At 40.7% G+C, this 25,324-nt stretch carries 29 protein-coding genes; 5 read left to right on the top strand and 24 right to left on the bottom strand.

Features of this window, described 5'->3' with window-relative positions; translation table 11 throughout:
* Positions 1-184 precede the first annotated feature (184 nt).
* Together HPT30_RS17275 and HPT30_RS17270 are read left to right on the top strand one after the other, a co-directional pair.
* A complete protein-coding gene (locus HPT30_RS17275) occupies positions 185-757 on the top strand; it encodes a DJ-1/PfpI family protein (protein ID WP_175372603.1) in 573 nt (190 codons plus the stop codon).
* 5 nt (positions 758-762) lie between these two features.
* A complete protein-coding gene (locus HPT30_RS17270; RefSeq protein ID WP_175372589.1) occupies positions 763-1,239 on the top strand; it encodes a GNAT family N-acetyltransferase in 477 nt (158 codons plus the stop codon).
* A gap of 175 nt (positions 1,240-1,414) precedes the next feature.
* On the opposite strand, the gene HPT30_RS17265 is transcribed toward HPT30_RS17270, so the two are convergent.
* The 6 genes from HPT30_RS17265 to HPT30_RS17240 all read right to left on the bottom strand — a co-directional run bounded on the left by HPT30_RS17265 (position 1,415) and on the right by HPT30_RS17240 (position 6,261).
* Complete coding sequence (locus HPT30_RS17265; protein WP_175372588.1) at positions 1,415-1,723, bottom strand: putative quinol monooxygenase; 309 nt, start codon at positions 1,721-1,723, stop codon at positions 1,415-1,417.
* Positions 1,724-1,732: 9 nt separating this feature from the next.
* Complete coding sequence (locus HPT30_RS17260) at positions 1,733-2,719, bottom strand: helix-turn-helix transcriptional regulator (protein WP_175372587.1); 987 nt, start codon at positions 2,717-2,719, stop codon at positions 1,733-1,735.
* A gap of 77 nt (positions 2,720-2,796) precedes the next feature.
* Complete coding sequence (locus HPT30_RS17255; protein ID WP_175372586.1) at positions 2,797-3,294, bottom strand: DinB family protein; 498 nt, start codon at positions 3,292-3,294, stop codon at positions 2,797-2,799.
* Between the two features lie 184 nt (positions 3,295-3,478).
* Entirely contained in the window at positions 3,479-4,831 is a 1,353-nt protein-coding gene (locus HPT30_RS17250; protein ID WP_175372585.1) for a DUF4179 domain-containing protein, read from the bottom strand.
* Positions 4,824-5,330 (bottom strand): sigma-70 family RNA polymerase sigma factor, encoded by a 507-nt coding sequence (locus HPT30_RS17245; protein WP_175372584.1) that lies wholly within the window; start codon positions 5,328-5,330, stop codon positions 4,824-4,826. The genes HPT30_RS17250 and HPT30_RS17245 overlap by 8 nt, the downstream gene beginning before the upstream one ends.
* Before the next feature lie 157 nt (positions 5,331-5,487).
* Positions 5,488-6,261, bottom strand: coding sequence for an SPL family radical SAM protein (locus tag HPT30_RS17240; RefSeq protein WP_175372583.1), 774 nt, complete (start codon positions 6,259-6,261; stop codon positions 5,488-5,490).
* Between the two features lie 382 nt (positions 6,262-6,643).
* Here HPT30_RS17240 and HPT30_RS17235 point away from each other — a divergent pair, with 382 nt between their 5' ends.
* Positions 6,644-6,802, top strand: coding sequence for a hypothetical protein (locus tag HPT30_RS17235; protein WP_246317220.1), 159 nt, complete (start codon positions 6,644-6,646; stop codon positions 6,800-6,802).
* Between the two features lie 576 nt (positions 6,803-7,378).
* On the opposite strand, the gene HPT30_RS17230 is transcribed toward HPT30_RS17235, so the two are convergent.
* The 16 genes from HPT30_RS17230 to HPT30_RS17155 all read right to left on the bottom strand — a co-directional run bounded on the left by HPT30_RS17230 (position 7,379) and on the right by HPT30_RS17155 (position 22,006).
* Positions 7,379-8,419, bottom strand: a complete 1,041-nt coding sequence (locus HPT30_RS17230; RefSeq protein WP_175372582.1) for a HEPN domain-containing protein — start codon at positions 8,417-8,419, stop codon at positions 7,379-7,381.
* Positions 8,420-8,898: 479 nt separating this feature from the next.
* Positions 8,899-9,444 carry a GNAT family N-acetyltransferase gene (locus HPT30_RS17225; RefSeq protein ID WP_175372581.1) on the bottom strand — a complete coding sequence of 182 codons (546 nt, stop codon included), beginning with the start codon at positions 9,442-9,444 and terminating at the stop codon, positions 8,899-8,901.
* A 22-nt stretch (positions 9,445-9,466) separates the two neighbouring features.
* Positions 9,467-9,931, bottom strand: a complete 465-nt coding sequence (locus HPT30_RS17220; RefSeq protein ID WP_175372602.1) for an OsmC family protein — start codon at positions 9,929-9,931, stop codon at positions 9,467-9,469.
* A gap of 550 nt (positions 9,932-10,481) precedes the next feature.
* Positions 10,482-10,910 (bottom strand): NUDIX hydrolase, encoded by a 429-nt coding sequence (locus tag HPT30_RS17215; RefSeq protein ID WP_175372580.1) that lies wholly within the window; start codon positions 10,908-10,910, stop codon positions 10,482-10,484.
* A 276-nt stretch (positions 10,911-11,186) separates the two neighbouring features.
* Complete coding sequence (locus HPT30_RS17210) at positions 11,187-12,743, bottom strand: ABC-F family ATP-binding cassette domain-containing protein (protein ID WP_175372579.1); 1,557 nt, start codon at positions 12,741-12,743, stop codon at positions 11,187-11,189.
* 169 nt (positions 12,744-12,912) lie between these two features.
* Positions 12,913-13,140, bottom strand: coding sequence for a helix-turn-helix domain-containing protein (locus tag HPT30_RS17205; protein WP_175372578.1), 228 nt, complete (start codon positions 13,138-13,140; stop codon positions 12,913-12,915).
* 10 nt (positions 13,141-13,150) lie between these two features.
* Entirely contained in the window at positions 13,151-13,633 is a 483-nt protein-coding gene (locus tag HPT30_RS17200) for a DUF2975 domain-containing protein (RefSeq protein WP_175372577.1), read from the bottom strand.
* 188 nt (positions 13,634-13,821) lie between these two features.
* Entirely contained in the window at positions 13,822-14,343 is a 522-nt protein-coding gene (locus HPT30_RS17195; protein WP_175372576.1) for a GNAT family N-acetyltransferase, read from the bottom strand.
* Between the two features lie 42 nt (positions 14,344-14,385).
* Positions 14,386-14,631, bottom strand: coding sequence for a hypothetical protein (locus tag HPT30_RS17190; RefSeq protein WP_175372575.1), 246 nt, complete (start codon positions 14,629-14,631; stop codon positions 14,386-14,388).
* A 222-nt stretch (positions 14,632-14,853) separates the two neighbouring features.
* Entirely contained in the window at positions 14,854-15,594 is a 741-nt protein-coding gene (locus HPT30_RS17185) for a cyclase family protein (RefSeq protein ID WP_175372574.1), read from the bottom strand.
* A 186-nt stretch (positions 15,595-15,780) separates the two neighbouring features.
* Complete coding sequence (locus HPT30_RS17180; RefSeq protein ID WP_175372573.1) at positions 15,781-17,262, bottom strand: serine hydrolase domain-containing protein; 1,482 nt, start codon at positions 17,260-17,262, stop codon at positions 15,781-15,783.
* Positions 17,263-17,466: 204 nt separating this feature from the next.
* On the bottom strand, positions 17,467-18,279 hold the full coding sequence (locus HPT30_RS17175; RefSeq protein ID WP_175372572.1) for an ABC transporter permease: 813 nt from the start codon (positions 18,277-18,279) through the stop codon (positions 17,467-17,469).
* Positions 18,276-19,307 (bottom strand): ATP-binding cassette domain-containing protein, encoded by a 1,032-nt coding sequence (locus tag HPT30_RS17170; protein WP_175372571.1) that lies wholly within the window; start codon positions 19,305-19,307, stop codon positions 18,276-18,278. Before HPT30_RS17170 ends, HPT30_RS17175 begins: the two co-directional genes overlap by 4 nt.
* Positions 19,308-19,652: 345 nt before the next feature.
* Positions 19,653-20,255, bottom strand: coding sequence for a TetR family transcriptional regulator (locus HPT30_RS17165; RefSeq protein ID WP_175372570.1), 603 nt, complete (start codon positions 20,253-20,255; stop codon positions 19,653-19,655).
* 84 nt (positions 20,256-20,339) lie between these two features.
* A complete protein-coding gene (locus HPT30_RS17160) occupies positions 20,340-21,497 on the bottom strand; it encodes a YhgE/Pip domain-containing protein (protein WP_175372569.1) in 1,158 nt (385 codons plus the stop codon).
* Positions 21,498-21,643: 146 nt separating this feature from the next.
* Positions 21,644-22,006, bottom strand: a complete 363-nt coding sequence (locus HPT30_RS17155; protein WP_175372568.1) for a winged helix-turn-helix transcriptional regulator — start codon at positions 22,004-22,006, stop codon at positions 21,644-21,646.
* Between the two features lie 221 nt (positions 22,007-22,227).
* On the opposite strand from HPT30_RS17155, the gene HPT30_RS17150 reads away from it, so the two are divergent.
* Complete coding sequence (locus tag HPT30_RS17150; RefSeq protein ID WP_175372567.1) at positions 22,228-22,761, top strand: NAD(P)H-dependent oxidoreductase; 534 nt, start codon at positions 22,228-22,230, stop codon at positions 22,759-22,761.
* A gap of 87 nt (positions 22,762-22,848) precedes the next feature.
* Here the strand turns inward: HPT30_RS17150 and HPT30_RS17145 are convergent, their stop codons facing one another.
* Entirely contained in the window at positions 22,849-23,772 is a 924-nt protein-coding gene (locus HPT30_RS17145; protein ID WP_175372566.1) for a ketopantoate reductase family protein, read from the bottom strand.
* Between the two features lie 148 nt (positions 23,773-23,920).
* Here HPT30_RS17145 and HPT30_RS17140 point away from each other — a divergent pair, with 148 nt between their 5' ends.
* Positions 23,921-24,472: a TetR/AcrR family transcriptional regulator gene (locus HPT30_RS17140; protein ID WP_175372565.1), complete on the top strand. Its 552-nt coding sequence runs from the start codon at positions 23,921-23,923 to the stop codon at positions 24,470-24,472.
* A gap of 181 nt (positions 24,473-24,653) precedes the next feature.
* On the opposite strand, the gene HPT30_RS17135 is transcribed toward HPT30_RS17140, so the two are convergent.
* Positions 24,654-25,295, bottom strand: coding sequence for a hypothetical protein (locus tag HPT30_RS17135; RefSeq protein ID WP_175372564.1), 642 nt, complete (start codon positions 25,293-25,295; stop codon positions 24,654-24,656).
* Positions 25,296-25,324 lie beyond the last annotated feature (29 nt).

Here is a 25,324-nt window from a genome sequence, read left to right as displayed (position 1 = left end):
GCATACAGAACACCATCCGTTCAATAAATAGTTACCTATATTATACAACATTAACGCGGTGTCGTCTTAAATAATTAAGACATAAAGAAAAAGGCTGTCGAAACTTTCTCGACAGCCTGAAAGTATTTGATCTTTCGATCAAATACTTTTTTTATTTTTCATTGGGAGAGGTCAGGTGCTAGTGATGAAAATGGCTTACATTCTTTTTGACAAGATGACTACGTTGGATTTTGTAGGTTTTTATGAAGCTGTGACATGGATGGGAATTTTAAAGGCAAAAGAAAATGTATCATGGGATTTTTGTTCGAATAAAGAACAGATCACAGACGATCGGGGTTTGACTTTAAAAATTGATCATGTCTTACCTGATTTATCAATCTATGATTTGATATTTATTCCTGGAGGATTATCAACAAGACAACTTAGATACGACACTAATTTTATTTCATGGATTGAGACTGCACGAGATGTTGAATACAAGGTGTCCGTATGCACAGGGGCATTGATTTTGGGTGCAGCTGGTTTTTTAAACGGGAAAAAAGCGACGACAAATACATCCGCATATGAACTTTTAGCACCTTATTGCTCCGAGGTTGTTAAAGAGCGTTTCGTAAGGGATGGAAATGTTTTTACAGGGGGAGGAGTGTCCGCTTCAATTGATTTGGGGCTATATTTAATAGAATCGCTTACCAACGACAACGTGGTTCGACAAGTTCAAGAAAAGATGGATTATCCATATTATCCTGCAAGGAGGTAACTATATTGAGTATTAGATCATTGGAGAAAAACGACCAAGTTCATGTTGAAAAAATCATGACAGAGCACCCTCTTCAGTTCCCCAAGTTTATCATAGACAAATATCCCCCACGTTGGCATACATTTTTGATAGCACAGGATTATGAACTCTGTGGGTACTATGTTAGTTTAGCAAATACTGGTGAAGTAATCGGTCATGCAGGATATATACTCAATGATGAACTTGGCTTATACGAAATAGTTGGTGTTGCTGTATCAACAAACTTTCAGCGTCAAGGGATTGGGAACGCCTTAATTAATCATATTTGCGGCAAAATAAGTGAGCTGGGCAATAAGCAAGTTATCCTTTATACATTAGGTCATGTTGGAAATGAAGCCACATTGATGTTCTATAGAAATATTGGCTTTGAGATGGTTAATTACGAGAAAGATTTTTTTGAATCTGATTACGATAGGGTCACTTTTGCTAGAACATTTTTATGAAGGAGTAATCAGTACAGAGTGGGCTGGCAAAATGGATATGTCCTCTAATGAACGTTAACAACGGTGACAAAAAAGAATACTTAAAGAGTGGGGACAGTAATAGCGACAGCCCCACTTCTCTTTCTCTTGTTAATCAAACAATCAAGCAAAAACTTGTACTATATTCAGCCCTGCATTACACGCCCAATCCCTTACCACCCACAGGACGAAGTCGAACCGGCTCGACCGCTGCGATTAGAGGCTTCGCGCGCTGTATGACGGCAAGTACTTCTTCGTTCTTGAGAGAATCAGCATGAGCCTCAGCATCACGCCACAGTTCGGTCACCCAGATCACATCAGGATCATCTACGGATTCATTGATAATATAGAGCTCGCAGCTCTCCATATTATTGAGACTCCGGGAAGCCTCTAGCAATAACGAGGTGAGTTCCTCCCGCTTTCCAGGGTGGGCCGTCATTTTACCAAACATCGTAAACTTGTTCATTTTATTTCTTCATCCTTTCTCATTAACTTTCTGCATCCCTTCATAATGCTGAAACATTTCCAGACTGACCTCCATCATTCGATCGATCAGCATTGGCGGCTCAAGGATCTTAAGTGACCTCCCGAACGGTAGAAGAAAGTACGGCACGTATCTTAGCGACTGCTCCTCTAACTGAAAGAGAACTTCACCGGGCGGCTTGCGTTCGAGTATTGAATGTCCGAATAACCAGTGCTTGCATATTTCGTTCAGTGCGCGTTCGTGTCCCTGGATTCTTACGATGACTTGCGTCTCAGTTTCCAGTGGATTAGGTAGTAAAGAGTGCAAGAGGAAATCTCGCGGAGAAAAGGCAGCTGGACGCTCGAAACGGGTATTTGCTGCTTCCAAATGAACTATACGATCCACGCGGAAGCTGCGAATCTCTTGTCTCAAATGACAAAATCCGACAACGTACCAATTTCCTTTCCAATGCACAATACCGTAAGGGTCGAGGACCCGATGGCTGGAAGCCAGATCTGCTCCTTTAGTGTAGTCCAACTTCAACGACTCTCCATGGGCTGCTGCCTCCTCCAAGCATTGGAGGAACTCAAGCTCTCTACCTTGCGCGGGTGTCTGGATCACTGCAAGCCCCTTGCTATGTCTGTTTATCCATTCGAGCTGCTCTTCATTGGTGTACAGCTTCAGTTTATCGACCGCACGTACTAACGCTTCCGTGAACGGATAGCCCGCTTCCTGGGCGAAGACGGATGCATGCACGAGCGCAATCTGCTCTTCGGAATCGAAGAGTAGCGGGGAATCTATGAACTCTCCGAGAAGTCGATAACCTCCGTTTGGACCGGAATCGGCAATAATCGGGGCTCCGCTGGCACACAATGAATCAATACATCGGTATACTGTGCGAACATGAATCTCCAATTCGTCCGCAAGCTGCTGCGCCGTCACCCGCTTCCCTGAACGAAGCAGCCACAGAATGGATAGCATATTATCCGCTTTGGACATGCCGTTATTCACTCCCTAAAGCTTTTCTTGAAAAAGCATATCGTCTGCCCTTTCTAATAGTTCCATTGTAAAGGAATTTAGACTAAGGGAGCTATCCCTTTCTCGATCCAATGGTCGTAAGTCGGACCGTAGACATCAGGCAATTGAAGGCCAGCTTGGCGCATGAGAACCGTCATCTGTCCGCGATGGTGCGCTTGGTGCATCATCGTGAATCGAAGGGAACCTCCGTTCAACCAAGCTTCCTGGTGAATGATAACCGATTCGTGCAACGTAGCGTCATTCCACTGTGTTCGAACGGCATTCACAAGTTCCCCGCTAATCCTCCGATACTCCGAGGCTATAAACGCTGCAGAAGCTGGAGCCACTTCGCCTCCGGAAGGAGCATCGAATACGAGACCCAATGATGTCATGAAATGCAGTGAGTGAACCAGATGCCAGGCGATTTGTCCAAGAGTTCGTCTGCCTTCGATAACCTCCTGTCCAAGAGAATCTTCAGTAAGTGCATCTAGTACATTGGCGGTTATTTCCGCTTCCCTTGTCCATTCCACCACAAAATCTTCAATTCTAGTAAACATATTTATTCCTCCATTTCATTATTGGCTTTAAGCTTTACAAGCATACAAAAAAATCACTGACAGTTACGGTCAGTGATTTTAGTTTTTTAATTTCTCAGCTATCTAATACAAGTTCCATCGGATCTTTACATAGTGTTATTCATTTGTGAAATCCCATCTCATCCTAATTAATTGATCTATATCATCATGATTTTCCAGACGAATATTCATAGATAGTCCCCCCTAGTTGAATAAGTGCACCATTAATACGAAGCTCTTTCATGTTTTCTACCTTCATTGGCGAAGTCGGTAAGTATTTTATACGCATCTCTCCATTCGTTGAATTGATTACAGCATGATTGTAATTTATTTTAGTTCCATCTTCCATTATTGCTTCTATTTTCAAGCGCTCCGAATCTTTAATATTACCTCTAATCTCTATTCCTAAAGGCTGAACCATGATCTCATCCAGCTTCATATCACCCAATTCAACATCCCTGACCACTTTCTTTGATGTATCCGCTGCTTCAATCTTAAAAGTGGTTGCCCATTGTCCTACGGTATAATTATCATTCTTTACAAAAGTACCATACAAAGAATAGCTAGAAACCTCTTGCGGCTCTATATCATAGATATACTCTATATATTCTCTACCGTAGGTTGTGTTGCCATGATCATCAGTTCCAAATGTAACATTGCTTGGCTGTATTGAGTTTCCTTTAGCATTCACGAGGTATAGATAGCCATGATCATCAACAGTAGTCTTCCATTTCGTCTGTATATGAAGTCTCCCATCAACATAGCCAATATTAGTTATTTTAACAAAATCAATATTGGGTAGCATAATGCTTTTCTCATCGACGTTCAGTATATTAATGATCCCCTCCTCTTGTAATTCAGAGAACAACTCGCCACCGCCTCCAGGTATATTGTTCATATCAAGCGGAATCACTTTAGGAGACTTGTTCATTACATCGGACAGGATAACGCCTGTATCTATTTGGTTAAAATATTCTTTACCACTTAAAAATGATCTCACACGAACCGTCACTTTTTTCCCATTCAAACTATTTCCGCCATTAGCGATCAATCTAATCGTTGCCGTTTTTGTGGACTCATCATAATGAACTAACTCATGAGTAAACGCAGTTGCACCGTTAATCGAATAATCATATAGGTCAATGGTTTTATCAATTCGGTCGCCCGTTAAATCCTGAAGGGTCAGATAAACAATTGCCGTTGTATCATCATTCATTGCAGCTATTACTTCCATTTTAATACCATTATCTTCAGAACGCAGTTCAATCGGCTGTAAAAATTGAAATATAGGCGTACCAAGTATGTATTTTAAATGATCGATGTTACTTATATTGGCGGCTATTACTGGTACTGAGAGGATAGCACAGATGCAAATTGCGATTGAAAAAGCTAGTGATTTTCTGAGCAATCTTCTTTTATAAAAAGGTTTAGCAAGTATTTTCTCTTCGAAATCTTGACTGATTTTTATTTCAGATAATCTGATATCAATAATGTTCTTTATGTATTCTTTATCATTCATAATCGTTCCATCCTTTCAATTTCGTTTTTAAAATCCCCCTCGCACGCTTCAACCTTACAGCAACCGTAGATTCCGGAGCTTTTAGGATCTCTGCAATTTCTTTAATTTTCAGATCTTGATAATAGTAAAGAAGGATAACTTCCTTATACTTTGGGGACAGTTTCATAATCTGGACTATCAATTCGGTATCTTCTATTTCATGCTGCTCTGACGGAATATTCTCCAAATTTGCTGACCCATCGATTCGCCTCCACCAAGAGCTTCTCTGATAGTTTTTACAAACATTAATCGCTATGCTCATAATCCATGTTTTTTCACTAGCATTCCCTTTGAATTGCGAATAACTTTTATACACTTTAATTAAAGTATCCTGAACAGCATCTTCTGCTAAGCGAATGTCTTTAAGGTATAGAAAACACATCCGAAGCAAAGAGTTCCCATATTCAGTTATAATCCGCTTCATATCTGGATGTACTTCTCTATTTGAATCCAAAATCATGTACTAATCTCCTCCTTCTACCATATTAGACACCTTAAACCCTATTTTTCTTTCATAATTTGAAAATAAATCTCAAACCAAAAGAACGAACTGACAATAGCCAGCTCGTTCTTTTGATATCTAATCCATACGGTGCATAACTCGTTCATGCGGCTTTTCACTCAAAAACAAACCTTACTCGCTGATCCCCACTCCACTTTTCTCTCACCTGATCATAATAAATATCAACATCATTATAGATGATGTCCTGATATTGATTAGCCAGCTCCGGATGGTGTTTATCGATGAAGCTTTCCAAGGTCATCGCAGGTTTAGTGTCTTTTTTTAATCTGACCCTATCCAGGAATACCGGTATGTCCTTATCTAAAGCATTCATCATTAACTCCACATTAGTGATTCCAGGCAAAATCGGCGTAATAAATGCCCAGACTCGAACTCCCATTCTATGTAACTCATTGGCTGTCTGTATATTACTTATGAGTGCACAGTCATCTATCTTCTTCAATTGGTGCAGATTAGACAGTCCTAAGAGCAGAGTGAACTTGTCACCCATCGCTTTTATTACATCAAGATCTCTATAAATCAGCTTGGATCCAGCTTTTGTTGTTACCATGCACTTCATATTCAACTTGCTTAATTCAATCAGACATTTCCTAGTTAATTGATACTTCCGATCAATCTCCATATAGGGATCACACTTGCTTCCTAAATACACAGTATCTTCTTTATTCCAGTTCATCAATTCATCTTGGAGAATATCCGCGATATTAAGCTTAACCTTTAAGTCAATGTTCCACTCTTCATCTTCTAACTGGAAACAATATGGACAACCAACCGTACATCCATCATAGGGATCAATAATGGGTACCGTTCCTCCGTCTGGCGGATATTCATATGTCATTGCCTTGCTAACTAGAATCTCTTTAAGCATTTCCCATCCTCCTCAATCCATTTATAGGAAGATAGTACATCTATTCCCGAAAAAAATATAGACTTATATTCGCCAATTTGTTATGATGTTGAATAAGGTCTTGAAAAAAATACCTATACAAATTACAAATCCCTGGATCATTGTGATCCAGGGATTTTCTCTAAATAGATTATCACATACGCCTTTCCGCTGGAGGATTAAGAAGAAGCATTTCACACCCTTGGCTGAGATATTCAAGAGCATATCCTTCAGCCTTCTTTGCATGCGATTAAAGTTGTGCTGCGATCCATCGATTTCAGTTTCTAAATTGAATTTCTAGACGTGTTATGAACAACTTCGAGGGGTAAAAGAATCTGCGGATTCTATGAGCGAGGGATCCGTCATGACAGCAAATCAAAAGCTAAGTGGACAGAAATGGCAAGATGAATCTGCCATCCAAGCTGTAATCTTTGATATTGATGACGTGCTGAACTATAGTGAACTGATATATTTGGAGATTGAGCGGAGCTCTTATGCCCATTTCGGGCAGCCGTACAGATGAGGAATATCATTCTTATGTAGGCGTTACTTTGGAATCGATGTGACAAATAAATGTTGGATCAAGCACTAATTGACCGCTACGGTGGAGGGGCTCTCCTAACCATAAGCGCAATGTGATGCAGACCATGCTCTTGATAAAAAATCGTAAAAAACACAAAGAATGGCGGTGTCGGGAAGGTATCCCTTACACTGCCATTTCTAGATTTGGGTCGATCTCCGACAAGCTTGGAAACAGAAAACGAGGGTTATTCGCTAATTATCCAAATACGCATTCAGATTAAATCATTTTTTGAACCGACAGCTTGCAGCCAAGTTTATCCAAACTTATGTTCCCATTGAATGCAGTTCCAGGCAGTGTGTCTCCAGTGTTGATGCTCGTTGAACCAATAATGAACTGATTTTCCGTTCCATTCTACTCCACACATTGTAGCCAGGCTTTAGCTAGCCGTTATACTGATCTTCTTTCATTCGCATAAAGTTAGTGTCGAAATTCATCTTGTTTTGTAAGGGATTAAAGGCATTTCTGAAGCGTCAACAATAGTTCGTCTGAAATATTGTGATAGAAAGTTACTACTCTCTATTCCCCTTTAAATATTGTTTGAAAATTAAAGCTTTTCCAGTTCTCAATTATCATTTTTTGCAAAGTAGCCACTAAAATACGAAAAGCAAATTGCTCTGTCTGCAGTAAGAGTTCTAAGTAGTTCTGATGAATATCACTATTAATTAACTCTTCTGAAGGTAGATAAATGGTCAAGCTACCATGAACAAAATTACTACGATATTGATAAAACTCATTTATTCTTTTTGAAATTTTCGATCTTTCTTCTTCATAATTTTCAAATAGTACAATAGAAATCCTTTCTTTTAGTGAATGAAGAATCGCTGATTGAGGAATTTCATATATTGATTCTAAGGCGTGAGCAAGCCAAACAATTTTACTTGGACTAATTTTACTTTCCTCACAAAAATGCAACACCGAAAATAAACACTTATCTAACCTAGATTCACTTATAAATTTATTCCATATATTATTCTTACTAAACCAATTACAGACTTTATTGATTGGGATGTACTGAATAATTGGCCAATTCTCATTAGACCAACAATCTTCAAATTCAAGGTTACTCAAAGTTAACTCTTCATTATATTTAGAAGAAAATAATCTAGCTCCATAACAATCAATAAAGCCTGGGCATGATAGATTTAGTGCCAAGAATAGATGGTAAATAAAATTTTTAATAACTTGATCTAAAGTTACATTATTAATTTTAGATGTTGTTGCTATTATGACAATTTCAGTTTCTCCTGGTATCTCAGCAGTGCGCTCTTTAAAGAACTCGTCGATAGAATCATATTTGTCTTTATATTTTTCGAACTCACTATACATATCGTCTGCGAAAAAATTGTTTTGCATGTTTTTCTTTATATCACTAATTGCCTTAGACCAATCTAAACTTAGATGGGTACTCATACTACCTCTATTAAGCTCAAACCGTTCAAGATTACTTTGAATTTCATTTAAGATATCATTAATATAATTCTTCTGATCTATTCCAGAATGCGTAGTTCTAAAAGGTAAATTCTTAATCACAAGCTTATATTCTAATGATCCTAACAAAATAAGTTTACTCCCTTCAATTAAATCTCATGAAGTAAGATATATCAGTTTTACAAATATTATTAATATGATAAAAACCATTTCAACAAGAAAACTCCCCAGCAATTATTATGATCTGAAGTTCTATAATATTGACCCGTACAAAGAACACTTCTACTGTATTAAAGCGTGTGAGGTAATAATGAAAACCGTATTTTATTGTCTTTAATCTCTGTAATGTTGTCATAGCAATATCATAACTTTTGAACGTTAGATTTGTTCAAATACGACCACAATATTTATACATAATTTTAAATATTAACTTCAGTTGGAATAAAATAAACAAAAGGAGAGTGTACCAAATCTAGGCACAGCTTATGCTTACGGCGTGAGCTTTCCTGCGGAAAACTGTCAGGCAAACGATTCGCTCCTACAGCCCAAACCTCCCCTCTTATTACGCTTTTGTTACTTTCTTATATTCGATGCTTAAAAAAGAAGCTTTAAGATGACAGCCGGCTTGTCCGCAGTATTTTTTCATAACATGCGTATATTTGATTATCCACCGGTTTAAAGGGCAAAATGACATCTCCTCGATGCTCAAATCCCCTTTTCGTATAGAACTTTAAGGCAGCCTCGTTTTTGGAAAATACATCAAGCCGAATCCCGTCATATTGTCCTTTCACAGCCGTCTCCTCAAAAAAGTCCAGTACTCTATTCCCTAACCCTTTTCCTTGAATCAGCGGATTAATGAACAAAGCATGCAAGAGGAGATATCTCCCCTGCTTAAACCGCCACTTCACTTCTTCCCACTCGGGCATCGCATGTTCATCCAGTACAAATGATCCTGCAATTTCGTCCTCATGTTCAATTACATACAGTTCTCTATGTTCTAGTTTCTCCAAAAAGTAGGCTGTATTAGGGTACTGATCATTCCACTGATAAATGCCCTTCTGTTCCAGATCACGTTTACACGCAGACAATATCTTTTCTATTTGCTCCAAATCCTCAGATATGGCCTCTCTAATCTCTACTCCATTGGTCGTCATTTATCTACTCTCACTTTCTCATTTACTCTGAATATGGAACGCCCTCTGCTATTTCAATAACCGGCTGTGTCTCGATGGAGACATTACCCGCTACGGCTCTGGAGATCATACAGGACGCTTCTGCGTTATGTGTCAACTGCTCTGCCTTGCTCAGTTCTGCCTCTGTTGCATCGCTCTTCAGCACAATTCGTGGTTTGTGCACGATCCGTTCGTACGTAAATACGTTATTCGTTACATCTACAGTCGCTTCAGACTCCAGTGTCAGATCCTGTGGTGTAATATTCGCACGCTCAAGCATCGCTGCCAGCGTAATTAGATAACAGGTTGACGCTGCCCCCAGCAGCATTTCGTCAGGATTCGTACCTGTTCCCGGACCACCCATCTCCTGCGGAATCGAAATGATTGTTTTTAACCCGCCTGCATCGATATGTCCTTCACTATTACGTCCACCATTCCATACTGCTTTTAGATGAAAAGGATGTTTCAACTCACTCATTCCTTTCGATAATCTCCGGTTCATTCCATCATACCATAGCGCTCCAGGAAGGAGAATTTCTAGTCAGCACAAAAAGAGAGAGCTTAGACTCTCCCGACTAATTGTACCATTTAGAAAAAACACAAATTTGTGTGTATATGCCACCAGCTTCAAATCCATCTACATGCGAGTTTCACGCTTGAAGGAGCTATTTTAAATGTAAAATATCACTCTTCAAGCTCAAATGATGTTGTACTTCTCCTTAAATTCGATGGACAGCTCACTCCAGACGTCGTACTTATTCCCGTCGGGGTCCGTAATAATAAAATTCCTTCCCGAATGCCCTCTATCTTCAATGTCACCAACGGAATTGTAAGCTAAATTAAGAATGGCATGATTATTTCCTTCATCTATATAACTTAGTTCAGCATGTAGTTTCTCACAAAACCATTTTGCAAGATAATTCAGGGTTCGTTACAGGTAAATAAATCGTGCCTACTCGCATTAGCTTTAACATCGTTTAAAGAGCCCCCTAATCATCGGTTTCTATTTAGATGCCATATTACTCGCTACCCTGATTTAGATATGTTACTTCATTGCCTTCAATTAATTTCCTAATGCCTTCTTGGTAATAAGGCATTAATTCTTCAGCCTTTTCAATATCGATCCAGGCAATGGTTGAGATTTCTTCAGGTCTTACAATTTCTTCGTTTCCACCAATTACTGCAGCTCTGAACGTGAAAAATAGGGCATGTTCATTTTGCTTTTCAAACTTGCATTCATTTAAGGCTACTAATCCAAATACTTCAATATCCAAACCCGTTTCTTCTTTCGCTTCTCTAATTGCTGCTTGCTCTAAAGTTTCATTGTGCTCTACAGTACCTCCTGGAAGAGACCAACTATCACTATCTCGATCTATATTGTGTACCATGAGGACTTTGGACCTAGAAAGATCAGTTATAAGTACATACGTGACATCGATTCTTTTCAACGATTAACATCCTTTCTGTTATTGATTTTTCAACATCGTTCTAACTATTTCGGCGTATTGCTATGTACCCCCTCCTGTTGGAATGCCCTATGAACTTTTGTCTTATTATACCATGTACTGGAAAAGTATAACTCCTGCAAATTTTAGCCGTTCCTACTTGCATTTCCCACCCAATTTTAACGATAGCAACCACTACTAAATTGGAAAAGTTATAATGCGTTCTCGCTAGTCCATATAAAAAAGGCCACCTCTATGAGGCAGCCTCTTTGTTGCATTTTAAAATACTTTCGTCGTCCACGATTCGCAGTTCCACGTTTCTGTCACGATATCTTGGTAAAACTCAGGTTCGTGGGAAATCAGCAAAATGCTGCCCTTATACGCTTGAAGCGCACGCTTCAACTCGTCCTTCGCATCCACATCCAAGTGGTTGGTAGGCTCGTCAAATACAAGCAGGTTCGACTCGCGATTAATCAGCTTGCACAAGCGGACTTTAGCTTTCTCGCCGCCGCTTAGGACCGCTATCTTGCTCTCAATATGATTGGTCGTCAGACCACATTTGGCCAGAGCCGCCCGAATTTCAAACTGTGTGAAGGACGGGAACTCGTTCCAAATTTCTTCAATACAGGTGTTGTAGTTCGCTTCCTTTATTTCCTGCTCGAAATAACCAATGTCTAGCAGGTCGCCAAGTTTGGCGGAACCTGAAATCGCTGGAATTTGGCCGAGAATGCTGCGCAGCAGCGTAGTTTTACCGATTCCGTTCGAACCGACAAGCGCGATTTTTTGTCCACGCTCCATGCTCAGGTTCAAAGGTCTGGACAACGGTGAGTCGTAGCCGATTACGAGATCCTTTGTTTCAAAAATCATCTTGCCCGAAGTGCGTCCGGACTTGAAGTTGAATTGCGGCTTCGGTTTCTCCTTGGAGAGTTCGATAACATCCATCTTATCCAGCTTCTTCTGCCGGGACATCGCCATATTCCGGGTAGCTACACTGGCTTTGTTCCGCGCAACGAAGTCCTTCAAATCCGCAATTTCCTGCTGCTGGCGTTTAAAAGCAGATTCAAGCTGTTGCTTTTTCGCCTCATATACTTGCTGGAAGTAATCATAATCCCCCACATAACGCGACAACGTCTGATTCTCCATATGATAAATCAAGTTAATAACGCTGTTCAGGAACGGAATATCATGGGAAATCAGGATGAAGGCATTCTCGTATTCCTGCAAATACCGCTTCAGCCATACGATGTGCTGCTCGTCAAGATAGTTCGTAGGCTCGTCAAGCAGCAGAATGTCCGGTTTCTCCAGCAGCAACTTAGCTAGCAGCACCTTGGTCCGTTGACCACCACTGAGATCATGGACGTCCTTGTCCAAACCGATGTCTGTAAGGCCCAGCCCGCGGGCCGTTTCATCGATTTTGGCGTCGATCATATAAAAATCCTGGTTCGTTAACGTATCCTGAATCGTTCCGACATCTTCCAGCAGCTGCTCCAGTTCCTCCGGGGTCACGTCGCCCATTCTGCCGTACATGTCGTTCATCTCTTGCTCCATATCGAATAGATATTGGAACGCCCCGCGCAGAACGTCGCGCATAGTCTGTCCTTTTGTAAGCACAGCGTGCTGATCCAAATAGCCCGACCGCATACGTCTGGCCCATTCGACTTTACCTTCGTCCGGCTGAAGTTTGCCTGTGATAATGTTCATGAAGGTGGATTTACCTTCCCCATTGGCACCAATCAGACCGATATGTTCGCCCTTCAGCAGGCGGAAGGATACATCCGTGAAAATTGCACGATCTCCAAACCCGTGACTTAGTTTTTCTACATTTAATATGCTCATGAATTAACACCTTTTCCTTTATACAGTATACTCGTCATATTATAAAGGTTATAGCGTCGCAACTCCATACAGATATTAAAAATTAAACAAAGAACCTGTACATTTTTACGTACAAGTCCATGGATCCCAGCATTTATTGGCGGTTTATCTTAATAATCCGTACAGCTCTTTAACCGATATTGGTGGAATCTTCGTCATTTTTGTATTCTAAAATATCGCCAGGCTGGCACTCTAAGGCTTTACAAATCGCTTCTAACGTGGATAATCGAATCGCTTTTGCCTTTCCGTTTTTCAATATAGAGAGGTTAGCCATCGTGATTCCTACCCTCTCGGAAAGTTCTGTTACGCTCATTTTTCTCTTCGCCAACATCACATCAACATTGATTATAATCGCCATTGTTTTCACCTCAGACTGTCAAATCGTTTTCAGATTTTATAGCTATAGCCTCTTTTAAAAGCCTTTGGAGAACAGCTGCAAACACGGCAATCACCATGGCAGCAAAAATCATAACTAATCCGATGACTATAACCCCCGGAGCATCATCCTTCTCCGCGACAAGATAGAAAAGAGGCAAGGCAAGTACATACAAGCCACTGATCGTGATTGCACAGTATTTTATTTTGTTTAGCACGCTTACGGATAACTCAGAGAACGCTTTGTTCTTGTCAATATACCCCAAAAGCTTCAAAGCTTGATACAGCGCAATGTAAAAAGGAATCGCCGATCCATAAAAAACAATAAAGACAAGATATTCGAGATAAGCCATATCTGGATACAGCTCAGCTGCAAATTTCCCGATCTCAGGCACCAAAAAGATGCACAAAGCAAGCACTGGAATTGCAATTAAAATCACCGCTGCCTTTAAAAAAAGTGTTGTTCCACGTTTCATACAAAGCCCCTCACTTATCATTGAATTTATTTAGACTTTAACATGTCATTTATTGTTTTACAATAAATAATTTCTGATATTAGATATATTATTGTTGTTAAAGACAAAAAAATAAAGACAACCCTGTAAGGTTGCCTTTAGAAATATCATGAGTAGAACGTTCTCCAGCCTGAGCAGATACTTGGAAACTAGAACTTATAGTACCAAAAAATCGCCTTTTCATTAGCTGTAGAGAAATTGGAGTAAAGCATACTATCAAGTCCACCGATTACAAAATTGTTTTTTGCATAAAAATCACAAGCAGACACGTTGACATCTTGCGTTTCAAGCATAAGACCCATCAGGTTATTTTGCTTTGCCCACTCTTTAGATTTTTCTAATAACTTGCTTCCAATCCCTTGCTGTCGCCACTCCTTGGATACCCCAATGTCATCAACGAAAGCATATCCATTCCAATTAGCACGAAGTCTAATCCGTCCAACGCAGAGATTATCATCGTAATATAAAAAAACAGCTTTTTCTGTATCTTCAATATAAGATGTATCGATCTCTTCATTCTCATATTGCTTCAAATATGTTTGAGAAAATATCTCTTTCGTATAAGACCATTTTCCATCCTCATACTTAGGAATCACTCGCCCTGAAACGATGAAACTCTCGTTCGAGTTGTTATAATCACATACATTGGAGTAGGTCATTTTTATAATCATTTCAACGTTCTCCATTTTTCAAAGTAAGCAATCAATATTTTGTTATTGTTCTTTACTTTTAATCGTGAAGCTACGGACTTTCATCCATTTGCCCCCAACCAGCTCATCGATGGTTCCCTTCTTCGTTCTGACGCAAAATTTATGCTCAGTTCCTCTGTCAAAACCCGTTGCCTCATACAGCAGGTCATCACCGTTTTGTCCTTTAAAATAAACCTGCTTCAATCCGAGCCTGTTTAACAACTCAAGCTTTACACTTTCAATATACATTCGCGAATATTCTTTTGACATTCTGTTCCTCCTGGGGTTCAACTATTCTCATAAAACAATATATGCTTAAACATTATATAGCAAAAAGCCACGTTAGTACGAATCGTTGGGGCTTCAATGAAATATTGATTCGCGCGAACAACCCAGCCCTAGCAGACAACCTATATTGGCAGTAACTTGTTATCATAGGTATTCATAGTGTTTCGTTAGCTTAAGCGACGCAGTTGGAATGATCTGTTATATCTAGGCTAACAAAATAGGACGAATAGGAGATCCAGAACCATTTTTGATCTTCAATGGAAGTGCCATAAAAATCCCGATTGCAGGAGCTTGGCTCATTCTACTGAATCCCTCCATAATTAAAATATTGTTCGGCAAAAAATATTCCACATGACCTGGAGCACTTAGAATTTTCCCATCTAACATGCAAATATCTACACCTGGGGTATCTGCCCCAATGGCTTTAATTCCTGCCTCACTAAAATATTTGCATACCTCGTTGGTTAGACCAGGTTCATTTTTACCCCACCATTCTCTTTCACTACCGCTACTATCCGGCTTGTAATATTTGTCCCATCCAAAATCAATAAGGACAATATCACCCGCTTGAACGGAGAATTCATCACGCTTCTCTATTTCTTTAATGATTTGCAATTCAACTGGTTTACCTGCCTCAGGAGCAAAGGACGCAAGATCGTATTTCTTATAAGGACCCATTAAACAATCGACGGGCAATTGATCAATCGTTGCTTGTTCCCCATGACAATGGACAGGAGCATCAACATGAGAACCCGTGTGCTCTGAAATAATTAAGGTTTGTGCATAATAACCATGGTGGCAAAAATTGCGATGATTCTCCACAATTCCGAGTGAGGGATGATTATGAAATCCAGGCATATTAGTTTCGAATGTCGGGGAAATATCATAGGCTTTTAGTTGATTTAAACAATTCATAAAGTCATGTATAACATCAGTCGATTTCAAAAAAAACTACCTCCAAGTCTGGTTAAATGTATAATTCTACTTATGAAAATATCGTGTTTAAACAAACTTTTAGAACTTATTTCTATCATACTATTAAATGGAAGAACATGACGATTACTACAATCATACTTTCAAACAAAAAAACTCCCGCCAGTACCATCGGCAGAAGTTTCTAAAATAATTGATTTACGCGAACATCTCATCAAGAACAAGTGCTATAACCGATAATACGCAACTGATCGCAGCAAGCCCCATCCATAATAATACTGAATACGACATCCATACGCTAATCATATAGTAATTGTAGTTGATCAAATAAGGCCAGATCAGAATTAATATCAGTAACAGCACGTTTAAGAACAGATAGATACCCGTTCCAATTCTTTTCCTGCGTCTTGATCGTTTAGTATGCATGATTTGTATGTTTGCCCCAGCCAGTTTAACCGCCTTAACAATTATGCTAATAACTGCTAACAGGACTAAGAATGAAAATACCCCATCCATTAAGATATTGCTATCATCATATTTAAAGGGCGTAATGGGATTCCCGTTCATATTCTCATAAATGTTCTGCGCAATCAGTGACGGGGCAGTTGAATTCAAATTAGACAGTACGAACACAGCCTCCTGCCGTTCTAAATTAATCATGACGTGTGACGAATAATTAGGATTGCTTCCAGTATGGCTAATCATCCGCGTAGCCGGCTCATTGCTCCATCCGTATGAATAGTACTGACCCTCAGCTTCATATCCGGCACTCCGCAGGTCGGCTTCATGAGATTGCAGTATAGCCTTTCTTAGATCATCTGGTATATCCCCTATTCCCATCTGGGCATTGATCCAGCGCGCTAAATCCTTTATGTTTGATACTAGATACCCTGCAGCAATATTCCCATAATATCTGGGAGCATCATACGCTAAGCTTTTGCCAAAAAATACGCGATATCCTCTGCTAAGCTGATCCCGTTTCTGTTCCTGGCCTGTGGAAAAATAGCTGTCTGTCATTCCCAGCGGAAGTAGAACATTCTGAGTTACATAATCCTGATAGCTTATACCTGTAACCTTCTCAATAATCATCGCCAAAATATCATAATTAACGGTTGCATACTGATATTCTGTACCCGGATATGTATCTAGTGCAATGTCTGAAATTTTATGTATTGTGTTTCCAAGCGTTTCTGAAGTAGTTCCTTCAGGAATCAATCGAATACTCCATGATGGAATCCCGCTTGTATGAGCCAACAGCTGGTTAATTGTAATATTGGCCTTCTCTCCTTTAAAGGTTGGGGCGAACGCGGGAAGATAATCTGAGACATAATCCGAATACGCTAAATATCCCTCTTCCTTCAATAGAATTATAGCCAGGGCCGTGAATGCCTTGGTAGTCGATCCTAATTCAAACAGTGATTCTTCATTCACTTCCTTTTGTTGATCGACATCCGCGAACCCATATACTTTAAAATCTGTCCTGCCCTGCTTGGATGAAACCATTGCAACTCCAGGAGTTGCTGTTTTGGTCATTATGGTCTCTACCATTTCATCGACATCCCCATACTTCCCCACTGTGAACAGAGTCCCAAGCTGTTGCCAACAACCAGCAATAATGATCACGATTAATAGAACTATACTTGCTGATATTGCCTTTTTTGTCCTAAAAAAATTCCCCATTGCTTCTCCTTCCTTCGGATCGTAATCATCGCCATACTTCGTATAATCCGGAGTTTCTTTATATATTTGACATTCTATCCGTCCACTTCACTGCGGAAATATAGCTATTTGCAAAAAAGCTTCCATCAATAACAATGACGGAAGCTTCGAATAATAGATTCACGTGAACATCACAAACCATAATCTTCAGAAGAACCACTTCAATTATGTGCGGCGCATATAAGCGCGAACGGTGATCGGGACAAAGATGGCCACAATGACTGCGGCGCCGACTAGAGAGTAGACAAGATCGCTGCCCACGGTTCCATGGTTGACCAGATTGCGGACGGCGGTGACAAGATGCGAGATCGGATTGATCTTCACAAACCATTGGAGCCAATTCGGCATAGTGTCGACGGGTACGAATGCATTCGAGAGGAACGTGAGTGGAAATAGGACGATCATCGAGATCCCTTGTACACTGGAAGCAGTACGCGCAATGACGCCGAAGAAGGCGAAGATCCAGCTAATTGCCCACGAACATGCAATGACAAGAAGTCCAGCAAGTGCAACGTATCCAAAGCCACCCTCTGGCCGGAAGCCCATAATATAGCCCATGACAAAAGTGAGTACAGTCGCTATGGTATACCGGACTGTATCCGCGAGCAGGGCTCCGGCGAGCGGAGCGATCCGGGAGATCGGTAGTGATTTAAATCGGTCGAACACGCCTTTTTCCATGTCCTCACGCAACTGTACGCCAGTGACGATGGAGGTCGTAATCACGGTCTGCACAAGGATACCGGGAATGATGACGGGCAAATAGCTCACTACATCCCCTGAAATAGCCCCGCCAAAGATATAAGTGAACATCAGGGTGAAAATGATGGGTTGAAGCGTAACATCAAATAGTTGCTCAGGAGTACGCCGGATTTTGAGCAGCCCCCTGTAGGCCATAGTCAACGAATTACGTACCGATTGACCGAAGCTGGTATGGTTTTTTAATTGGCGTTCTGCACCCGGTTTTATTAAAGTACTCACGCTGTTACCTCCTTCGTATTCTTCAATTGCTCTGATGCAAGCTGGGCGTCCGCCTTCACTCCATCGCCTGTGAGCGTTAGGAACACTTCGTCAAGTGTTGGTTTCTGTACACTCATCTCTGCTAATGGAATCCCCGCCTCGCGGAGCGCGATCAGCAGGTCGGTGACCACGTCAACGTTCCCCATTGGGGCAGTGATTTCCCCTGCTTCCAGTGATATATTAGAACGAACCTTAAGCACTTGTTCAACAGTCTGCCGGGCATTTTTCAAATCCTGCGTATTCTGGACCTTTAAATGCAGCGATGAAGTACCGACGGATGCCTTCAGTTCGTCTACGGTACCTTCAGCGACGACATGCCCTTTGTCAATAACCGCAATCCGGTCAGCGAGCTGATCCGCTTCTTCCAGGTACTGCGTAGTTAACAATACAGTTGATCCAGTACTTACGAGCCGCTGAATAGTATCCCACATTTGATTACGCGTCCGCGGATCAAGGCCGGTTGTTGGTTCATCCAGGAAAATGAGTGGCGGCTGAGCAATGAGACTTGCCGCTAAATCCAGCCGGCGGCGCATACCACCGGAGAAATTTTTAAGGGGACGTTTCGCAGCTTCACTCAGTCCAAATTCCTCTAGAAGTTCTGCAGATTTTTGCCGTGCTTCGGCCCGCCCCAGTCCAAGGAGTCTGGAGAAGATCACCAGATTCTCGATCGCGCTAAGTGACTCATCAACCGATGCATATTGGCCAGTCACGCCAATTAATTGACGCACAATCTGAGGCTCCTTAACCACATCATGCCCGAAGACACGTGCCGAACCTCCATCTGGCCGCAATAACGTTGCCAGCATGCGAATTACGGTTGTCTTTCCTGCCCCGTTCGGACCTAGCACTCCATAGATCATCCCGGTACCTACATTCAGATCCACACCATCAACGGCACGGTTGCTTCCATACGTTTTGACAAGTCCTTGTGCTTCGATCGCCCAGTCACTTTTGTCTCGTGCTGTTTTCGCTTTTTGAAATTGATTCACGTTCTACTCCCCCTAAACAATTGATTGTGTAACGATGGTAACCGACGTTTATAAACTGAATTTAAACTCGTAACTTAACGATTCTAAATAACCATCACACTGCGTCTGTAGCGTTTTCTCATGATTTATTAAAACAAAAATCCGACCCTAGTGGAACGGACTGGAGATGTATCCTTTAATCACTCTTAAGACCTGCTCGAGGCTGTCGGCTGTAATATTTTTCGTTGCTGATGCTTTTCCCTTGAATTGTTGCTGGAAATGAAAAAGACGCTAACCAGATAGATTACATCCGTTAACGTCTTCATCGGTCAAGCTTAAAATAAACATTATCCAGCTCATCAAGGCTTAGGAGCTTATGTCAGTTGTACGTAAGGAAGTCATTACGAGCTTAACAATATGGTCTGCGGTCACTGCAGAGTCATAGTTTATGTTCTCTAGCAAGCTGCTATGCGCGGTATGAATCTTGAATGAAAGAGTGGCGGCTCCAATGACAAACATCAGTGTGTGATCCAATGAATCAAAGTGGAAGAAGCCCTCCTCACGGCCCCGCTCCAGCAGTTCGCGTACCTTCTCCCATACGGGGTGGACATAAATACGCACGATATCAGAACGCGGAGAGTCGAGATCAATCTCCTGCTTGATGATGTTGCTCAGTTCTGAGTCCTCTAACCCAAAGAAAATAATCTCCCGGATCAGCAAAGCCAGCCCCTCTACAGGATGACTCAAGTGGTCCCCACTATCCTTTATCCGATTCCCTGAAAAAAACTGTTCAAATATAGCGCGCATCAAATTCTCTTTGCCGCCAAAATAATAAGAGACGAGCGCCACATTCGCTCCTGCTTCCTCACAAATTTGTCTGACACTGGTACCGTCATAGCCTTGTCGCGCAAACAATTTTTTGGCCGCTAGCAGGATGCGCAGCTTCATGTCGGGATCAGCTGTAGTCATGATTCAATCAATCTCCTCGCGTGATCATATAGAACCTATTATGGATGCTCTATCACGGATAGGCAAGTCTGTCGCAGCGACCTTCTATTTAACAGGAACCGCTATAGGTGCTACCGCGCGCTGGGTTTGTTTGCGAAGTCCTGTCGCAGCCAGGCTCACGAAAAGCGAAGCTGCGAGGATCGCCACCAGTAAGAGAACGTCAGAGACAACGCTTGGACCTCCGAACAATAGATTCATCAAGCCGTCCACGGCATAGGTCGCTGGCAGGTAATGACCTAACCCTTGGTAAAATCCACTAAGTAATTCCCGTGGAACCATCGCCCCCGAGGAAACCAGCTGCAACGACAATAGCGTCATATTGAACAGCATTCCAGCCATACCGAAAACGATCAAGAACATCTGAGCGAAGAACATAAAGGTCAGAAGGAATAATGCTTGGAACAACCAGACAGAGATAAAGCCCCCTGCATGCTGGCCCCCCAGCCCGGCGATCAGTGATGATCCGATTAAAGAGACAACGATTGCGGAACTAACGTTAATGACCACCCTGGCACCAAACTTGCTCCATTTTGAGATGCCAGGACCTATCATATCCGTCGCCTGCTGAAAATTCATCCCCATGATCATGGCGCCAACGAACGAGGCGAGCACCATCATCATCGGTACCATCTGATTATTCATACCCTGAACAGGGTTGGTAAATGTCATATTTGCATTGACTTTATCTACAACGCCTTGTGCGATACCCTGCGCTTGAGCTGCCGGCACATTTGCCTGCTTCAGTACAGCTTCCGTTCCTTGAATCGTAACTTGCTTACCCACGGTTGCTGTAATTTGAGCTGCGACGCTCTGCATCACACTCTTAATCATCATTGGATTGGATTCATTGATCGTGTAACGAAGCTCTGCTTGTTGCCCCTGGCTTTGGAGTTGTTGAGAGAAATCTGCAGGCACCTGCAGTACCATCTGCACCTCGCGCCGCTCCAGACTTCCTTTCGCCTCTTCCAAATTCATTCCTGTTACCATATGAAACGGAAGTGATGATGCCAGTTGCTCGCTGATCTTGGCACCAGCGCCTTGGTCTTCATTGACTATTGCAATCGATAGCTTAGTCGTATTCTCATTAATTCCCTTGTAACCCGTCATCCAGATGATGCTAAAAATAACTTGAAACATCAGTAGCATCACAACTCCGACGATGGTCGCGGGTTTCTTCAGATAAGCTTTTAAAGCATAAAGCATAGGTATCTCTCCTTTTTTTGTAATACGCCAAATTAAATGATTGTTTAAATTAAACGTTTGTTTTATTCTAGATCGACCTTTACCCGCTGTCAACTATTTAATAATAAATACAGGACAAAGCAGGTAAATAAATCCATCAGGATGAACTAGTGATCCGGTAACATCTCTTCCAGTAACACAATATCTTCTCCTCGCTGTTGCCTCATTTGAATATTTTCTTTGCCCCAAGAACACATGACATCAACGATTTTATTGGCAGTGACACCATATTCGGTGAGGCTATACTCAACTTTTGGCGGCATCTGCTGATATACGTGTCGGCTTACAAGTCCATCCTTTTCAAGCTCACGAAGCTGCTGGATCAGAACCTTTTGTGAAATGCCGTGAATATTACGCTGTAATTCGCTTGTTCTCTTCACACCAGACATTAACAGGCAAATAATCAGAGCTTTCCACTTACCGCCGATGATTTCAAGTGTTGCCTCTATGCCCAGATTGTATTGTTTCATAAAAGTAACCCCTCACTCATGCTGACTGCTACAGTCGTCTAAAATTTCATTGTTGCATACATTTTTTTGCGAGTCCAGTACTTACTTTGAAGTAACCATCTTACCTCATTGTGTGTATTTTCTTTTCTTAAAGCCTGCAACATAATGATCATATTCGAAAAATGAGGCAAGGCACCAGAGGCTACACTCTTTGATATGGGCCTGAGAAAGGAATTTTCATAATGAAAACACTAGTGATTATAGCGCACCCGAACCTTGAGGATTCAAGGGTAAACCAGCGATGGAAAGAAGAACTGCTACAATATCCAAACGATATTACCATTCATGAGATTTACAAAGAGTATCCTGACTGGAACATTGATGTTCCTAGAGAACAAAAGCTATTAGAAGCACATAACCATGTCATCTTGCAATTCCCTTTGTATTGGTACAGTTATCCGCCGTTATTAAAAAAGTGGTTTGATGATGTGTTTGCATATGGATGGGCTTATGGATCAAACGGTGACAAGCTTAAAGGGAAGAAGATGGGGCTTGCCATGTCCATAGGCGATAAAAAAGAAAATTATGTGCCGGAAGGCTCTGTTTCTTTTACCGTGGATGAAGTGACTTCGCCTTTCAAAGCCAGTACAAAACATGTGGGCGCAGTAGCACTCCCCTACTTTGCTGTCTTCGGGGCTTCATTTCAAGCTAGCGATGAGGAGATCAATCACAGTGCGGTAGAATATATCGACTATATTACAAAGTATAAAAATTAATAAATAAAGCAGCGACAGAACAAGACTTGATAAATAAAGTCTTAGACTGCCGCTGTTGTTGTTCCATTATCTTTTCCCGTAAATAAATTACTGAACATGTATTTCCGATTTGATATCATTTTGACTTAAAAATTTTATTAAATCATTACTCAGCTGCACAATCTCATTGTTAGCATTATTCGCATAATCCGGCAACATCATATCCCTAACCATTTTAGTTCGTAGCCATGTCATAAAGAAAAGATCCAACAATAAGTTTGGAAATTTAAGCACCATTTTAAGCATAGGTGGGTCAATTGAAACGCCGGCTTTTTGTATTGCCCTTAGATACGCTTTTAAAGTGACTGTTATTTTGCGTGCCGTCTTTCTGGTACTGGCTGTTTTTTTGTCATTTATCTTATTCTCTGAATGCAAAAAGCTCAACATGGCAATGTCTGATACGGAATGTGTGATTAGATACGCTTGCATATCCTTTTTTATAACGTAGGGAAGCTTTGCTGTTTTAAATACGTTTGCGAGTTTTTCTATGCGTTCTGTCACTACACCATTAATTTCTCCAAATGCAGTTGCCGCTATAATCTTTGGCAGAAATCGAGCATGCAACACTCCATCTTTAATCTGTCCGCCGAAGCCGGGAAAAGCTGGTAAAAGTCTATCCCCTACGATATCCAGCCATGAAGAAAATCCAATTGAATTATTAGTCATCGTAACTATATTTTTGCTTTGATTATCTTTTAGCGCTAACAACGCTGATTCGGACCGGTCATAACGAACGGTAACGAAAATAAAATCATATACATCGTCATTTTCGAGCGTATCAATGACATTCACTTGTATCGATCTAACTGTACCTTTTTCTATATATTGCAGGCCATTTTCTTTTAATGATTTATATCTATTAGAATGTGCAAACAGGCTAACGTCAAACCCTGCTTCAATAAGCTTTATTGCGTACATGCTCCCGATGACACCTGCACCAAAAATTAAAATTCTATCTTGTTTTGCTGTCATTAAAACCACCCCTACTTATTAACATTTCCTTTTGATTATCCGACAACATGTTGTATGATGTGATTATAAATCTTCATTATTCCTTGATCAACCATCAGTTTTTTATGATTTGTCGGATGATATTCTTATTCGCTAGTAGGAGGGAAATATGAAAAAGCAACCCCAAATAACAGAGAAAACAAGACAAAAGTTTGTAGATGTTTTTTGTGAGTTATATAGCCAAAAGCCGATTGAGAAGATTTCGGTTCAGGAAATTGCGAATAAGTCAGGATATAACCGCAGCACCTTTTATCAATACTTTACTGACATGTACGAATTGTTAGACGCTGTTGAAAATGACTTATTGAATGAGATGAAAAAAGAATTGGCGAATAAAGAGCTATCGATGCATACGGTTCAAGATACGCTCTTTTGTCTGGATAAAAGAGAACATCTCCTGGTTCTTAATGCCCTTTTAGGTGATTATGGAAGTGCCCATTTTTTAAAACGCTTAAAAAAAGAAATCACGTTGGATCAATTAGAATTAAACGTTCCGCAAAACCATTCCTTAACGCCGTACTTCGTTGAGTTTTACCTGACAACATCCCTTTCTTTATTTCGTCTTTGGCTCCAGCGTCAACAGGATTTATCGTCAGAAGAATTTTTCAAGTTAGTGGAGAACCTATATTCAAAAGGGATTACACCCTATTTTAAAGAGTGAGTCTGTCATTCAAACCAAATCCATATGTTGTATAACAATTTAAACAAAAACCCACTCCTTTTTTAACGGAAGTGGGTTTTTGAAGGGACTTTCCTTTTTACTACACTATCATTCATCGTTAGTTCAACAGGCTATCAATTGTGTTACCTATCAATGAAATCAACAATTGTTTGTTTTCATCTCATACTCCAAAATGCTCACGAACTAATTTAAACTGTTCTTCAACACTCATTTCGGGTGTTCTTTCCAGTGTTTTGATGCCATTTCGAATGCAAGCGCTTCTTACCTCATGAGAAAATCTCACCATGTTTTTATTGCCATTTGCGATTGTTGCCGCAGGGTTTGATGTAAGATTAATAACATCCAAAATCATCTTATGGTCTTCTCTAAAGAAATATAGCCTTTCTATTTCTTCGTCAGAAGTATAGAGGCAAATCATTCTTTCTTTTGGAATAAAGGGTAATATACGCTCGGGCATAATTCCTAAGTCTATAATGATTGGTTTATCAGTAGGCATTTTTAACAAATCCGTAACGAAAAACTCCATCATCTCTTCGACAATTTGAAAAAGCCAATGAACATGTTCATCATTAGGTTTATTGAACCATTTATCCCAATCTAAACCCGAATGAGGATACTGTAAGGCAGGGTATTCAACTGGATTTGTGAATGGTCTGTACTTCATCACGTTATCTTCCAGTGTTTGAAATCCTAACTCTTTAACAAATTTCTTTGTCATTGTGGACTTCCCTGCACAACAACCACCATTTAACCAATATACATGCTTTAATTGTTCCTTCAAATAATTATCATTTATTTTCATTGTAATCCTCCTCAATTTTTTTAATATTG

It is taken from the genome of Paenibacillus agri, assembly GCF_013359945.1.
Classification (GTDB): Bacteria; Bacillota; Bacilli; order Paenibacillales; family Paenibacillaceae; genus Paenibacillus_AQ; species Paenibacillus_AQ agri.
This window is presented reverse-complemented; position numbering and strand designations above follow the sequence as displayed.